At 59.7% G+C, this 15,265-nt stretch carries 12 protein-coding genes; 5 read left to right on the forward strand and 7 right to left on the reverse strand.

What is annotated here, in order from left to right; all coding sequences use genetic code 11:
- Nucleotides 1-8 precede the first annotated feature (8 nt).
- The 6 genes from CXQ93_RS18010 to CXQ93_RS18035 form a co-directional block, all read right to left on the reverse strand.
- Nucleotides 9-1,016, reverse strand: a complete 1,008-nt coding sequence (locus CXQ93_RS18010) for an ABC transporter permease (RefSeq protein WP_104111793.1) — start codon at nucleotides 1,014-1,016, stop codon at nucleotides 9-11.
- Nucleotides 1,009-1,935 (reverse strand): ABC transporter permease, encoded by a 927-nt coding sequence (locus CXQ93_RS18015; RefSeq protein WP_104111794.1) that lies wholly within the window; start codon nucleotides 1,933-1,935, stop codon nucleotides 1,009-1,011. Before CXQ93_RS18015 ends, CXQ93_RS18010 begins: the two co-directional genes overlap by 8 nt.
- Before the next feature lie 221 nt (nucleotides 1,936-2,156).
- Complete coding sequence (locus tag CXQ93_RS18020) at nucleotides 2,157-3,791, reverse strand: ABC transporter substrate-binding protein (protein ID WP_104111795.1); 1,635 nt, start codon at nucleotides 3,789-3,791, stop codon at nucleotides 2,157-2,159.
- A gap of 240 nt (nucleotides 3,792-4,031) precedes the next feature.
- On the reverse strand, nucleotides 4,032-5,948 hold the full coding sequence (gene typA, locus CXQ93_RS18025; RefSeq protein ID WP_104111796.1) for a translational GTPase TypA: 1,917 nt from the start codon (nucleotides 5,946-5,948) through the stop codon (nucleotides 4,032-4,034).
- Between the two features lie 368 nt (nucleotides 5,949-6,316).
- The gene (locus CXQ93_RS18030; protein WP_104111797.1) at nucleotides 6,317-8,122 is read right to left on the reverse strand and encodes an ABC transporter substrate-binding protein; all 1,806 of its coding nucleotides are present in this window, start codon (nucleotides 8,120-8,122) and stop codon (nucleotides 6,317-6,319) included.
- Between the two features lie 195 nt (nucleotides 8,123-8,317).
- Nucleotides 8,318-8,863, reverse strand: a complete 546-nt coding sequence (locus tag CXQ93_RS18035) for a DinB family protein (RefSeq protein WP_258069099.1) — start codon at nucleotides 8,861-8,863, stop codon at nucleotides 8,318-8,320.
- A 53-nt stretch (nucleotides 8,864-8,916) separates the two neighbouring features.
- Between CXQ93_RS18035 and CXQ93_RS18040 the strand changes: the two genes are divergently transcribed.
- The 5 genes from CXQ93_RS18040 (at nucleotide 8,917) to CXQ93_RS18060 (ending at nucleotide 14,150) form a co-directional block, all read left to right on the forward strand.
- Nucleotides 8,917-9,306, forward strand: coding sequence for a VOC family protein (locus tag CXQ93_RS18040; protein WP_104111798.1), 390 nt, complete (start codon nucleotides 8,917-8,919; stop codon nucleotides 9,304-9,306).
- 110 nt (nucleotides 9,307-9,416) lie between these two features.
- The gene (locus tag CXQ93_RS18045) at nucleotides 9,417-10,028 is read left to right on the forward strand and encodes an NAD(P)-dependent oxidoreductase (RefSeq protein ID WP_181036210.1); all 612 of its coding nucleotides are present in this window, start codon (nucleotides 9,417-9,419) and stop codon (nucleotides 10,026-10,028) included.
- Between the two features lie 123 nt (nucleotides 10,029-10,151).
- Entirely contained in the window at nucleotides 10,152-12,263 is a 2,112-nt protein-coding gene (locus tag CXQ93_RS18050) for an FAD-dependent oxidoreductase (RefSeq protein ID WP_219817385.1), read from the forward strand.
- 124 nt (nucleotides 12,264-12,387) lie between these two features.
- On the forward strand, nucleotides 12,388-12,972 hold the full coding sequence (locus tag CXQ93_RS18055; protein WP_104111801.1) for a DapH/DapD/GlmU-related protein: 585 nt from the start codon (nucleotides 12,388-12,390) through the stop codon (nucleotides 12,970-12,972).
- A 140-nt stretch (nucleotides 12,973-13,112) separates the two neighbouring features.
- Entirely contained in the window at nucleotides 13,113-14,150 is a 1,038-nt protein-coding gene (locus tag CXQ93_RS18060; protein WP_104111802.1) for an LLM class flavin-dependent oxidoreductase, read from the forward strand.
- 22 nt (nucleotides 14,151-14,172) lie between these two features.
- Here CXQ93_RS18060 and CXQ93_RS18065 read toward each other — a convergent pair whose 3' ends face one another.
- A complete protein-coding gene (locus CXQ93_RS18065) occupies nucleotides 14,173-15,249 on the reverse strand; it encodes an alpha/beta hydrolase (protein ID WP_258069100.1) in 1,077 nt (358 codons plus the stop codon).
- Nucleotides 15,250-15,265: the final 16 nt, after the last annotated feature.

The following is a 15,265-nucleotide window of genomic DNA, read 5'->3' on the forward strand; positions in this document are numbered from 1 at the left end:
CATAGCCGTTACCGCTTCCTAGCTTTGGGATCCAGCGCATCACGCAAGGCGTCACCGAGCATGATGAAGCTAAGAACGGCGATTGACAGAGCAACAGCCGGCCACAGCAGCACTGAAGGGTTATTGCGAACCTGCGGCTGAGCAGAAGAAATATCATTTCCCCAGGACATGATGGACGGTGGCAGACCCAGGCCCAAGAACGACAGGGTTGCCTCGGCCACAATAAAGGTACCTAGTGAAATACTGGCGACCACAATAATCGGTGCCAGTGAGTTGGGGATCACGTGCTTGACCAGCGCGCTGAAACGGGAAAGTCCCAACGCCTTGGAGGCCGTCACATAGTCAGCATTGCGGTTTTCAATCACAGCACCACGGGTGATGCGGGCAATCTGTGGCCAACCGAAGATGACCAAGACTAAGACCACAGTCCAAATACTGCGGTTGTCCCGGAAGGCCGGCAGCTGCATCATGACGATGGCGCCGAGGATCAGCGGCAAAGCGAAGAAAATATCGCCCAGGCGGGCCAAGATGGCATCCAGCCAGCCACCGTAGTAGCCAGCTAGGGCGCCCATGGTGCCACCGATGATGAGCACACCAATGGTGGTGAAAATGCCCACCATCAATGAGGCCCGGGTGCCATGAATCATGCGCGCATACACGTCACAGCCCTGTAGATTAAAGCCCAAGGGATGCCCCGCGCGGGGTCCTTCTGCGGAGTCTGCCAACGGACAGCTGGTGGGGTCCACGCTGGAAAACCACTGCGGGGCAATTGCCACAACAATGACGAGCAGGATCAGAAGTGCTGAAATGATGAACAGTGGCTGCTTGCGCAGATTGCGCCACGCCTCTGCCCACAGGCTCAGCGGGGCTCCACCCTCAGACACGGAGTCAACAGCGGCCAGAGGGGTTTCCTCGAGCGGTGCAACAAAGTGCTCAATCACGCGAGTCGATTTTTTGCCGAGGCGCGGGGTTACCGGAATCCTCGGTTCATTTTCAGGTGTCAGCTTCTCAGACATAGCGAATCCTCGGATCAAGCACGGCGTACAAAAGATCAACAACAAGGTTGGCCACCACAAACACGATGACAAGGATGCCAACCACGGCTACGACCGTGGCACTCTCGCCCTTCAGAATGGCCTTATACAACAGGTTGCCGATACCGGGCACGTTGAAAATACCTTCGGTGACAATGGCACCGCCCATAAGCGAGCCTAGGTCGGCACCAAGGAAGGTCACCACGGGAATCAGTGAGTTACGCAGAATATGCACAACCACCACTCGGCGACGACTCAAGCCTTTGGCTGTAGCCGTCCGGACATAGTCGGCATTCATGTTCTCGCTGATGGAAGCCCGTGTCAACCGGATGACATAGGCCAGGGAAACAAGTCCCAACACCACGGCCGGCAGAATCAATTCATTCCAAGGCGCAGAACCGCTGACGGTGGGCTTCGCCCAGCCCAGCTGAACACCAACAACAAGCTGCAATACGAAGCCGAGCACGAAGGTCGGAACAGCGATTACGAGCAGGGAAGCAACTAGGACAGTGCTGTCGAACAGCTTGCCCTTGCGCAGGCCAGCGATGACACCGAACAGCACACCAAAGAAGGCCTCAAAGACCAAAGCCATAATGGCCAGGCGCGCAGTGACGGGGTAGGCCCGGGCAATAACGGCCGCGACTTCCTGGCCGGAGAAGGTCTGACCCAGGTTCATCGTGACGAGGTTTTTCAAGTACAAGCCGTATTGGATCCAGAAGGGCTGGTCCAAGTTGTACTGGGCCCTAAGAGCTGCCTCAACGGCAGGAGCCATGGGCTTGCCGCCGGAAAGTGCGGCGATAGGGTCACCCGGTGTAGCAAACACCAGGAAGTAGACCAGAAGAGTTGCCCCGAAGAACACGGGAATCAACTGTAAGAAACGACGGAGCGTAAACATGACCATTACGGAGTCACCACGCCCTGCCGCCGAAGGTACATCTCATTCATGTAATTACCTGTTCACTAGCTGTCTGTGCGGGAACAAAGAACCGGCCTGTAGGTCTGAAACTTTGACATCGCCCAAACGCATTGTATGTGTGCCTAAGAAAACTGTGGTTAAAACACCAAAATAGGGGAACCCGGTTTAAGGCCGGATCCCCCTACTTCGTGCCGGAACTTATGTTCCTACTTGGCGGTTACTGCGTAGTACAGCGGAACGCCATTCCAGCCGAACTCGACCGTGTTGACATTGTTGCTCCACACGCCCTGGACTGCCTGGTACCACAGGGGTACTACCGGCATGTCCTTGAGCAAGATTTCCTGAGCCTGGTTGAAGATCTTATTTCCTTCTTCAACACTGGTAGCTGCAAGGCCTTCCTTCAACTTTGCATCGAAAGCAGGGTTGGAGTAGTCACCATCGTTGGAGCCTGCACCGGTGCCATACAGCGGGCCGAGGAAGTTGTACAGCGAAGGGTAGTCAGCCTGCCAGCCGGCGCGTGATGCACCGGTGAGCTTCTTCTCGTTGACCAGGGCACGCATTTCCTTGAAGCTGGCAATCGGGTTCAGCTCAGCCTTGATGCCCAGGTTGGTGGCAATCTGGTTGGCCATGGCCGTGATGTATTCCTTGTTGCCGGCACCATCGATGTTGGACGTGATGGTCAGGACCTTGCCTGCGGGCCACGGGTCAATGGCGTCAGCCTTCTCCCAAAGAGCCTTAGCCTTAGCGGCGTCGAACTTCAGAGCCTCAGAACCGGGAAGAGCAGCTTCATAGCCGTCAATGACGGGTGAGGTGAACTCCGTGGCAGCCTTCTTGTTGCCATAGAAGATCTTGTCAATGATCTGCTGACGATCAATGGCCATGGAGATGGCCTGGCGACGCATGGAGCCAGCCTCGCCCTTGAATTCGGGCATGTAGGACGGGAGGACCATAGTGGCGTTACCGGCGTAAGGCTGGTTGACGTTGCGGCCTTCGAAGTCAGTCTTGAAGTTCTGCAAGCCACTGGGTGGTACTTGATCCAAAATGTCCAGGTTATCTGCTTGCACCTCGGTGTAGGCAGAATCCGGGTTGTTGAAGATCGTGAAGGTCACGCCGCCGTTCTTGGCTTTCTGCGGGCCTTCGTACTTGTCGTTGGGGATCAGCTCAATGGAAACGTCATGCTTCCAGCCACCCTCAGCCAGCTTGTACGGGCCATTGCCAATGGGGTTCTGGCCGAATGCCTTGGGATCCTTGTAAGCAGATGCCGGCAGCGGGTAGAACGCCGTGTAGCCAAGACGCAGCGGGAAGTCAGATTCGGGCTGGGCAAGCTCAACGGTGAAGGTGCTGTCATCAACTACCTTCAGGCCTTCCATTTTGTCTTCAGTTGAGCCTTCAGCCGATACCTTGTCATAGCCCTTGATGGACTCGAAGAAGTAGCTGTTCAGCTGTGCATTCTTCGCGGCAGCACCAAAGTTCCAAGCGTCAACGAAGGTCTGCGCAGTGATGGCAGTGCCGTCGCTGAACACCTTCCCGCTCTTGATCTTGATGGTGTAGTTCTGGGAATCCTTGGTTTCAATGGAATCCGCAATCTCGTTGACCGTGGCGCCCTTGGCGTCGTAGCTCACCAGACCGGAGAAGAGTAGGTCCATGACCTTACCGCCACCAACTTCATTGGTGTTTGCGGGCAGCAGGCCATTCTGCGGCTCGGTGTTATTGGCTGTGATGACCTTGGTGGCATCACCGGTTGCATTGGTGTTCTCACCAGCGCCACCGCCACATGCGGTCAGGGACATGGCAACCACTACTGCCAGGCCAAGTGCTTGGGAAGTACGCGACAAACGCATTCCGCCTCCTATTTTGTGATATGGATTCGAGCAAAGAGCCCGCCATCCCGGTTCCTTGTCTGGCCGGAGGCAGTGGCTCAACTCATACTCAAAGAGCCTAGCCGCAATATATTACCGGCAAGTAAACTCGACCACATTCTGGAAGCATCGTAATAAAACTGAGACCTAGAACACAAAACAAGCTGTCAGCAAGACACAAAAAACGCCCCAGCAGATGCTGGGGCGTTTTTGTAGGAACTACTAGTTCTTGGCGCGTGAGCGGTACTGCTTGGCGCGGTCTCCGGCGTTGAGGATCAACTTACGGATACGAACTGCCTCAGGGGTAACCTCAACACACTCGTCTTCGCGAGCGAATTCGAGGGACTCTTCCAAGGTGAGGTTGCGCGGCGGCGTCATGTTCTCGAAGGTGTCCGAGGAAGCTGCACGCATGTTGGTGAGCTGCTTTTCCTTCGTGATGTTCACGTCCATGTCATCGGAGCGTGAGTTCTCGCCGACGATCATGCCCTCGTAGACCTCGGAGGTGGGCTGCACGAAGAAGTTCATGCGTTCCTGGAGCTTGATCATCGCAAACGGGGTGACGACGCCAGAGCGGTCAGCCACGATGGAACCATTGGTGCGGTACTCGATCGGGCCGGCCCACGGCTCGTAGCCTTCGGAGATGGAAGCTGCGATACCGGCACCGCGGGTGTCGGTCATGAAGCGGGTACGGAAACCGATCAGTCCACGGGCGGGAACGACGAATTCCATGCGGCACCAGCCGGTACCGTGGTTGGCCATGTTGGTCATGCGGCCCTTGCGAGCTGCCAGGAGCTGGGTTACGCCACCCAAGTATTCTTCGGGTACGTCGATGGTCATGTGTTCCATCGGCTCGTGAACCTTGCCGTCAATCATCTTGGTAACAACCTGAGGCTTACCAACTGTCAGCTCGAAGCCTTCGCGACGCATCTGCTCAACGAGGATGGACAGAGCCAATTCGCCACGGCCCTGAACTTCCCAAGCGTCAGGACGCTCGGTGGGAAGAACGTTCAAGGAAACGTTACCAACGAGTTCCTTGTCGAGGCGATCCTTGACCTGGCGGGCAGTGACCTTGTGGCCCTTGACGCGGCCGGCGATCGGGGAGGTGTTGATACCGATGGTCATGGAGATGGCCGGCGGGTCAACCGTGATCAGCGGCAACGGCTGCGGGTTGTCAATGTCGGTCAGGGTTTCACCAATGGTGATGTCTTCGATACCGGCAACAGCAACGATTTCACCCGGACCAGCAGACTCAGCCGGAACACGGGTCAGTGCCTTGGTGGCGAGCAGTTCGGTGATCTTGACAGACTTAACCGTGCCATCCTGGCGGCACCAGGCAACGGTCTGGCCCTTGGTCAGGGTGCCGTTGAAGATACGCAGCAGAGCCAAACGGCCCAGGAACGGTGAAGCATCCAGGTTGGTGACGTGCGCCTGCAGGACACCTTCTGGGTTGTAGGTGGGGGCCGGGATGTGGTCCATGATGACCTTGAACAGCGGCTCAAGGTCTTCGCTGTCCGGAGCGGTACCGTTCTCGGGCTGCACGGTGGAGGCGCGGCCCAAGCGGCCGGATGCGTAAACAACCGGAACGTTCAAAACGGCGTCGAGGTCCAGGTCCGGGACTTCGTCAGCCATGTCAGAGGCCAGGCCCAGGAGCAGGTCCATGGACTCGGCAACAACTTCATCGATGCGAGCATCGGGGCGGTCAGTCTTGTTGACCAACAGGATTACGGGGAGCTTTGCAGCCAGTGCCTTACGCAGCACGAAGCGGGTCTGCGGCAGCGGGCCTTCAGAGGCGTCAACGAGCAGAACAACGCCGTCAACCATGGACAGACCTCGCTCAACTTCGCCACCGAAGTCGGCGTGGCCGGGGGTGTCGATGACGTTGATGGTCATGGCCAGACCATTGGCCGAGGGGCCGTTGTAAGCAACGGTCGTGTTCTTGGCCAAAATGGTAATGCCCTTTTCGCGCTCCAGGTCACCGGAGTCCATGACGCGCTCAGCAACGTCACCGTGGGCGGCGAATGCGTGCGTCTGCTGCAGCATGGCATCGACCAAGGTGGTCTTTCCATGGTCAACGTGCGCGACAATGGCGACGTTGCGCAGGTCATTGCGCGAAGCAGTATTGAGGGAAAGATCGCTCATGCGTGAAGACTCGTTTCAGTTGGGCCCGGCTGCAGGCCCGGAAGGGCTAAAGCAGAAAGTCACATTAGATGGTTGGCCGCGATATTCGGCAGATAACACCATTCTAGACGAAGTGCCAAATGCGGCCTACCCACTTTATCCCATTTGTGCCATGTTTTCTGACACTCCCAACGGGGCTTTCCCCGCAATCCGGCCCGCTTTCCCGGCAGAAGTACGACGTCGACCAGCACCTTCCGTGACTAACGTCACCTAACGCTGTGAGTTCTTTGGGCGCGGTGGGCCCGCATGGAGAGACCCCAGCGGAATCGGGATCATCTCGCGCAGCAGGTGCTTGGTCATGCACGGCTGAGTCTTTACTTGACTGGCCCTTACTTGACGGAGGCCCACTGAGCGATGCTTTGCCACGGCCCGATCTCCAATGGCGAGTGAGCCACCCCTGACACATGTTCCCCGGACGCGCTCACGGTTGCCCGTTGGAACAACGGCAACCCGTAGCCAGCCTCTATGACCAGCTTGTCGATCTGCATCTTCAGGGCATTCTGCTTGGCCTCATCCGGCTCAAGCGCCAACTGATCGGTGAGCTGATCCACCACGGTATTGGAGAAGTTGTTGAAGTTTGATGCCGCACCGGTCCGGAAGATCTGGGGCACCTGGGCGGATCCGGCAGGGTTGCGGCTCCATCCGTACAGCGCAACATCGAAGGCGCCTGACTTCAAGGCTGCGACCCACTCCTTGGCATTTCTTCCGGCGTCGGTTACGGAAAACCCGGCCTCAGCGGCGGAGGCGGCGATCAGTTGGTATTGGGCGACCCGCTCGGCGTCGTCCTTGTTATAAAGGACACGGACGGTTGGTTTGGCGCCCTTGAGCAGTTCCTTTGCTTGCGTGATTCCATCAGGATCCACGGCTCCCGGGGCGAAGTCCTTGCTCCCATTGCTCGCCGAAGACTCCTTGTACGGCACTTGTACGGGAGCGAACACAAATGAATTGAGCACCTCCGCGTTGGCATCCAGTGGTTTGGCTACTTCATCGATGATTGGCTGGCGCGGCACCGTATGCAGGAATGCCTGCCGCAGATCCGGCGCGGCCAAGGCACCCTTGAAGTTCAGCACCACTTGATCGAAGCCCAGTCCGCTACCGAGCTGCACTTGGACTCCTGCGGGTTGCAGCGCATTGAGTGCACTGACCCGCTCGGCGCTCATGGCTGGTGAGATGACATCAGCAGTACCTGCTTCAAGAGCGGCGATCTGCTTGTCAGGGTCGGCTTGGTACTTGACAGTCAAGGTGTCTAACTTAGGCACGGCCCCCCACACATAATCAACGTTGCGGGTGAGCACCAATTCCTTATCCGCTGTGATGCCCTTGACCAGGTAGGGGCCGTTGGACAGCGCCAACGTGGGGTCCGGCATGCTGCGGGAGTCAAAGCCCGTGTTCCAAAAGTCGGCCACCTTGCGCAGCGTCGGATCGGGCCGTGTTTGCTTGGCAGGATCACCCTTGGGCACACTTTCCAGGACGCGGGACAGCGCCGGCGCATCGGCCAACCCTGCCCGGACCGCCACAATGTGCGCGGGAATGGACACGGTTGAGCCCAGCACCGTCTCCCAATCAGAGAACGGCTTGGTGTAAACGAGAGTCAGCGATTTCCCATCGTCACTGATGACGGGACGCTCGGTCTGCGCCAGCCCGGAGTGGTCCCCTGCCGAGTGAAAATAGGCGGTGCCCGAGGTCACGGCGAAGTTCTTATCCAGAACGGCATCGTTGTACCAGCCGGACAAGGCAGCCCACTGAAGCATCAAATCATCGGCGGTGACCGGTTCGCCGTCGGACCATTGCACACCGTCATTGATGGTGTATTTGATGGTCAGCGGATTGTCTTTGACCTTTTCATACTTGCCGAACTGCTCATTTTTAACAATCTTCAGATCGCTGTCCACCGTGTTGAAGCCCGAGTGTGTTGCCGCATCAATTCTGGTGTTGGTGGCAGTTTTACCGGTGACGCTGGCAGCGTTGAATGAGGTAAATGGGGCAGCTTCGAGCACGGTGACGTTGCCGCCCACCGTGGCTGTCGGTGATGCACTGGTGGGATTCGGAGCAGGTGGCGTCCCCGTGCAGGCACTCAGGACAACGGCTAAGGCTGCTGCGGCAGCCAATACTTTGGAAATGCGTCCGGGCCGCATTCCACCTCCAGGTTCTTCGCTTCAATATGGCCTCCGGGACTCCAATGGCGTGGAGCCGGTCCCGGGAATAATCCTGTTTGTTAGGGTACCGCAGCCATGTGGGCGTGAGCCGAGGGTGCGCCGGGTCTCTACGCTCGACACCGTAGGCCGCGCGCAAAAGGCGATCTCCGGCGTCGACCATTAAAAGACACGGCTCTAGTACCCAGTGGCGCCGTCAACACACTCACGCAGCAGGTCCACATGACCGAGGTGCCGGGCGTATTCCTCAATCATGTGCGTGTAAACCCAGCGCAAATTCAGTTGCTGCCCGTGCCGCAGCGCCGGAAGCGCGGCGTCGAGATCGGTAACGTTCGCTGCCAACTCTCGGGCGAGGATCGTTTCCTGGCTGTAGGCGGCAACGTCGGCGAGGGCAGTGGCTTCGGTGGCCCCGTTGAAGTCAGCATCGGGGTCCTCCTCCTTGTAACGAGCCGGCTGATCAGTCCCCGCCACAACATTTGAGAACCAGTAGCGCTCAACGTCGCACAGATGGCGCACAATCCCGGCGATGCTCATGCCCGAGGGCGGAACGGCAGCTCGGCACAGTTGCTCCGCGGTGAGACCGCCAACCTTGATGGGCAAGGTGAGGCGGTAAAACTCCAGCCACGCCTCGAGCGATTCCCGCTCACCCGCCATGAACGGCGGGCCGGTGCGGACATCCGGCATGACAGGGGTGCGCTCATTCGACTCATTGAGTAGGTCCATGGGATTACTGTTCCACACTAGTCAGGGCCCACGCGGCACGGCAGAATAGCGCCATGGCCTCACGCATAGAAAACTTTTCCATTGATTCCGCTTCACCTTCCGAAACTGCCCAATTCTGGGCGGAGGCGTTGGGCTGGAATATTGTCCATGACGACGGCGAGGAAGTGGCGCTTCAGCCACCCGCCGGCAGTCCGGAAGCTGGAATCTTGCCGGACCTTTTGTTCTTGAAAGTCCCCGAAGGGAAATCGGTAAAGAATAGGCTGCACCTGGATCTGCGCCCCGATGATCAGCCCGCCGAGATCGCTCGGTTGGAAGCGCTGGGCGCTACCCGCGTGGACATCGGGCAGGGCACCTCGCACACATGGGTGGTCATGGGCGATCCCGAGGGCAACGAGTTTTGTGTGCTGCGCACCCTGACGGAAGCAGAGCGTGCGGCGCAGTAGTTCTTTCGCTTTTCGCCGGCCCCACTCAGCCACATTTCCACTCTTTGACTCCACGGTAAGATGCACTGAGCCGTTTGTCGCGCTCGATTACGATGACGCAAAGGAAATCCGTGAAGATCACTATCATTGGCGGCTCACAAGGCACCGGAGCTCACTTGGCAGCGCTGGCACATCAAGCCGGCCATGAGGTGACCACTGTTTCACGCAGTGGCGTCACGCCTGCTGGCACCCATGTGGTGATGGGCAACGCGTGCGATCCGTCAGTAGTGACAGAAGCCATTGCCGGAGCCGACGCCGTTGTTGTCACGGTTGGCGGCGCAAGAGGCGTCCGCCATCACCGGGCGGCGGTCACGCAAGTAGTTGTTGCAGCCATGGCGAAAACAGCCACCCGCAGAATCGTGGTGCAATCCTCGCTGGGTGCCGGCGATTCCGCCAAGCAGTTGCCCGCTTTTCTCCGTCCGGTCATGAAGGTCCTGCTCGCAAAGCCGCTGGCCGATCACAACGCGCAAGAATCAGCAGTCACTAGCGCTGGACTTGATTGGACATTTGTCCGCCCCACCGGCTTGACCAACAAGCCAGGCACTGGAGCATGGAAAGCCTTGGAAGTCACCAGCCAAGAAAGGCTGGGCGGTTCAATTCCGCGCGTCGATCTTGCCGGATGTCTGCTGGAAATCCTTGAAGACAATTCCACCATTGGCAAGGCTCTGGGCGTCAGCGCTTGATCTAATTTCGGCCTTCGCTTGTTCTTCGTTTGATCGGGGCCGGATCGACGTCGACTACCCTGCACAGCGTTGCCGCTCCTGCACCGTCAAATTATAGTGTCGGCAGGACACTATAATGGGATGATGAACACCAAGACATTTCCCCATCTGATGGCTCCCGGACGCATTGGTCCCATGAGTACACCGAACCGTATTATCCTGCCGGCAATGGACATGAACGTGTCCGAACACGGCGAAATTGAGCAGACCGAGATTGATCACTACGTGGCGCGTGCCGCTGGCGGAGCCGGCCTGATCATCACGGGCGCGTGCGCCATCGCCTTCCCGTTTGGCGCAGCCTCCATGAAGGAGCCCGGGCTCTCCGAGGACAGGTTCATCCCGGGGTTGAAGGCCCTCGCGGACGCGATCCACGCAGCAGGCTCCAAGCTGTGCATCCAGTCCACACATCACGGCAAGGTTGCCCGAGTGGACACCGCCAACGACCGGCCCGTACTGGCACCCAACAAGCCTGACTACAGCTACAACATGTCAGCGTTGGCCGATAGCACCCCGGATGAGCTGCGTCGCATGGGCGCAGCGACCGCCGGGAAGCAGGCAAGCTACAAGGAGATGACCAGCGACGACATTTCCGGGCTCATCTCTGACTGGGCCGACGCCGCCGAACGTATTGCCAAGGCTGACTGCGACGCCATCGAGATCCACGTAGCTCACGGCTACATCCTCGGGGTCTTCCTGAACCAGCGGGACAACAAGCGCACCGACGAATACGGCGGACCGCTGGCCAACCGCGCACGACTGGCCTGCGAGGTCATCGCGGCCGTCAAGAAGCGAGTCGGCGACAAGCTGGCCATTCTGGTCCGAGTCTCTGGCGAGGAGTACGGCCAGGAAGGCGGTCTCAGCCTCGCGGAATCCATTGAGGCCTCGAAACTGTTCGAGCAGGCTGGCGCCGACGCCATCCATGTGACCGGATGGGGACGCAACCCCTTTGATAACTTCACCGACGGCCCGCTGCCTAGCAAGGTTGGCGCCTACTTGGAGAACGCCGCCGAGGTCAAAAAGCACGTGGGCATCCCGGTGATTGCCGTGGGACGTATGCTCCCGGACATCTCCGAGAAGGCCATCGCCGAAGGCAAGATCGACTTCGCTGCCATGGGCCGCCAGCTTCTGGCGGACCCTGAATTGCCGAACAAGCTCCGTGAGGGCAAGGCCGATCAGGTACGTCCCTGCATCAACTGCTATCTGTGCGTTGCCGAGAACTTCTTCGATGACACCCCGTTCTGCGCCGTCAACCCGGCTCTGGGTAACGAGGCCCTGCTCCCCCTGAAGCCAGCCTCCGCCTCCAAGCACATTGTGGTGGTTGGTGCCGGTCCCGCCGGTTTGGAGAGCGCCCGAGTTCTGACCGAACGTGGCCACCGCGTCACCGTGCTCGACAAGTCCGACCGTCTGGGCGGCACCATGTGGTTCTCCACCATGACCACCCCTGACAACGAGCGCCTGCTGCGCTGGTTCAAGGCAGAGATCAAGCGCCTGCGTATAGCGGTCAAGTTGAATACGCCAGCCACCGTCGAGACGATCCGGGCCCTGAATGCCGACCACGTCATTGTGGCCACCGGCGCCGTCCGCCCGAAGCCGGATTTCCCCGGCGGCGATCTGCCGAACGTGCAGACAGGCGATATGCTTCGCGCCATGATGCTCGGCACGGCGACCGCACAGGAGGCAGGCTTCGTCCTGAGCAACCTTGGAAAAATGGGACGCCTCTCCGGGCTGACCAAGAGCCCGGAGTTCGTCCGTCAGTTCACCAAGTATTGGCTGCCCATGGGCAAGAACGTGGTGGTCATTGGCGGCTCGCTCGTTGGTCTGGAGCTTGCTGAATTCCTCGCCGAGCGCGGACGCAACGTCACACTCCTGCACGAGAAGCAGCAGCTAGGACTGCCCTTGGCCATGCCGCGTCGTTGGACGGCCGTGAAGGACTCGCTGGACCACGGTGTAAAGATTCACCGCAACGTCAAGATCAACCGCATCACACCTAAGACGGTCGAGTGGAGCGAGGGTGAGGAGAGCTTCTCCGCCCCGGCGTCCATGGTGGTCTACGCGGACGGCACCACGGCGGCTGCTCCCCTAGCGGAAAAGCTCAAGGACGCTGGCATCAGCCATGACGTGATTGGCGACGCCGGCGCAGTGAACTACATTCACGGCGCCATTCACTCCTCGTGGAACTTCAGCACCACGCTCTAAAGGGGTGCCCAGCTGAAACCTGTGCGCCGCCTGGATCGCCTTGATGCAGGCGGCGCAGTTGTCATGACTGACCCGGCAACCTTGTGTCCCGCCGGGCATAGAGCCGTCCACGTTATGGTGAGCTATGGCCACTATTGACGGACTTGAAAAACTATTGACCGCCCTCAATGCCGGGGAGAGTATTCCGGGTGGTTCCCCACATCATGCGGCGATGCATGCAGCGAGTCAGGAGGCACTGCGTATTACCGCCGAGCTCAATGGGCAGTACCACTCCCCCGATGAGGTGCGCTCCTTGATGAGTGAGGTAACAGGCAGCCAAGTCCCCCAGTCATTCACACTCTTCCCGCCCTTCTCCGCAGACTTCGGCAAGAACATTCGCTTCGGTGAAAACGTGTTCCTCAATAGCGGCTGCAGATTCCAGGACCAGGGCGGAATCGACATTGGTGCCGGTTCACTGATCGGCCACAACGCTGTCATCACGACGTTGAACCATGACATGCTCCCGAGCCGACGAGCAGATATGCACCCGGCCCGCGTGGTGATCGGCGAAGGAGTCTGGTTCGGGGCCAATGTGACAGTGCTGCCAGGGGTGAGCATTGGCGATGGGGCTGTGGTCGGTGCGGGCGCAGTGGTCACCAAGGACGTGCCTGCGGGAGCCGTCGTCGTAGGTGTTCCGGCCAAACAAGTGGGCACTGTGCCGAAGGGCTAACCCCACCAGGGCACGTCCAGGAACCTTTGGCGGCGCGGCGGCGAGGACGCAGAGAGTAACCTCTCGCCGTTCGCAGTGGCAGCGCCAGCTACCCCGGCCTAGTGTGAGTAGTGCTCGCACCCTCTCACCAAAGGAAGCTCATGCCAGACTCTTCACGTCCCTTGCGCAAGCTGGGATTCCTCACCATTGGCCTGTTCGATCCAGCGGATCCGGCTGCCGGGCACGAATCCACGTTGCAGGTCATCGAAATGGGCGAACGCCTTGGATTCGACAGTGCCTGGCTGCGCCACCGCCACCTCCAGTTCGGAATCTCCTCCCCCATTGCGATCATGGCAGCCGCCAGCCAGCGCACCTCGCGCATCCACCTTGGCACGGCCGTCACCCCCGTGGGCTGGGAAAACCCGTTGCGTTTGGCAGAGGACCTGGCCACGGTGGATCTACTCTCCGGAGGACGTATCAACCCGGGCCTGAGTGTGGGTGAGCCCATGAACTACGACACCGTGAAACACGAGTTGTACCCGGACACCGCCGAGCAGGAGGACTTCAGCTACTCCCGCGTAGAGCGGCTTGCCCGCTTGATTGACGGGGAACCGGTCCGGGAATTTTCCGGCAAGCATGGCGTCGTCGAAGAGTTCTCCAACAGGGTCGAGCCACACTCGGCGGGTCTGCGCGATCGGCTTTGGTATGGGGCAGCCAGCCTCAAGTCGGCGGACTGGGCCGGGGCCAACGGGTTTAATCTGCTGACCAGTAGCGTGGTGTTCGCCGAAGCGGGCCAGGAACCCTCCTTTGCCCACATCCAGCAAGCCCAGATCCGGGCGTTCCGAGAAGCCGCCGCGGCATCCGGCGCGCGAGGATCCGCCCGGGTGTCGCAAGGACTGGTGGTGATTCCCACCGATTCGGCTACGGCCCAGCAGCGCGAGAAATATCAGAGATACGTCGATGAACGGACACCCCGAACCCTTGCGCCGCAAGGACCAAGAGGAATGCTTTTTGCCCCGGACCTCATTGGCACCAGCGAACAAATTGCCGAGCAACTGCACGCCCACGCCGGGTTCCAGGAGGTCGACGAAGTGGCGTTTGCGTTGCCCTTCAGCTTCGACCAGGAGGACTACGTCCAGATCCTCACCGACATTGCAACCACATTGGGCCCAGCCCTAGGTTGGACCCCGGAGCCCTAGGCGTCGCCCTTCCGGTGATCTCTCATGCGGAGGCGCCGTGCATCCCCTTCGAAGGCTGCAGGCTTTCCACAATGATTCTCGCTCCCTGTTCGCCTGTCTCAGTGGGCAGAAGTGCGTAAACGTGTAGTTGCCCATTGGCCTCGTGCCACGATACCTGAACACCTGCGGCGCCCGCTTTGTCCCGCAGGATCTGTGCGTCGGGGTTCAGGACGTCGCGTGTTCCGGTGAGGATTGTCAGCGGCCCGAGCCCGGACATGTCACCGAACAGCGGGCTGACCACGGGGTCCTCGATGGGGTCGGCGCCCCGCCAAGCCTCCGCCAGCACACGCCCTCCGGGGCGCCCCAGCCACGGGTCGCTAGGCTGCACGGCGTCGATCCTCGGGTTCTTCCAAGTGAGGTCCAAGGCCGGAGAAAGCAGCGTGACGGCAGGAAGCACAACCCCTCGATCACGAAGCTCCAGGGCCACCGAGAGCACAATCTGGCCACCGGCCGAGTCTCCTGCCAGCCTCACCTCGTTGCCGGCGTCAAGCTCTTCCCTGACAAGTTCGACGACGCCGTCTCTCACCTCGCGGGCCGTCCCGAAGGGCACGAGTGGATAGATAGGAACCACGACGCGTTGCCGTGATTCCCGCGCCACGCGTGCGCTGAGTTGCCAGTGCTGGAGCCGGATCTCATTGACCCAGCCTCCGCCGTGGATATACACGACTACGGGTTCCTGCCCCTCGCCATTCTGGGCCCGGTTCGCTGGCTCCACGTCATACACGGGCCATCCGAGTGGATTCGGTAACCGGCGGTCAACACGCGCACCTTCCAGACGCGTCGGCGGACCGTAGGGTTCCGGGCGCAAAGCGCGCTCGCGAATACGCTGGTGTGCGCCAGCCTCGCTCACAAACGTCCGGTTGGCGCGGGTCACTTTCAGGAACACCGGAATCAGAGATTCGGGAATACGTATCGGCAAGGGAATCCTCTCGGACGCTCGGAAGTGCATTTCGCTCAGAATACAGCGCTCTGCAATGCGGTTGCTGTCAACGACCGTGGCGTGCCCGGCCACCCGCAGGATCCGCGGCAAATAGTCCACCGAGCCTTTGCTCGAGCTCACGGTGCGCGAACCGCGC

It is taken from the genome of Arthrobacter sp. N199823, from assembly GCF_002929705.1.
Lineage (GTDB): Bacteria > Actinomycetota > Actinomycetes > Actinomycetales > Micrococcaceae > Specibacter.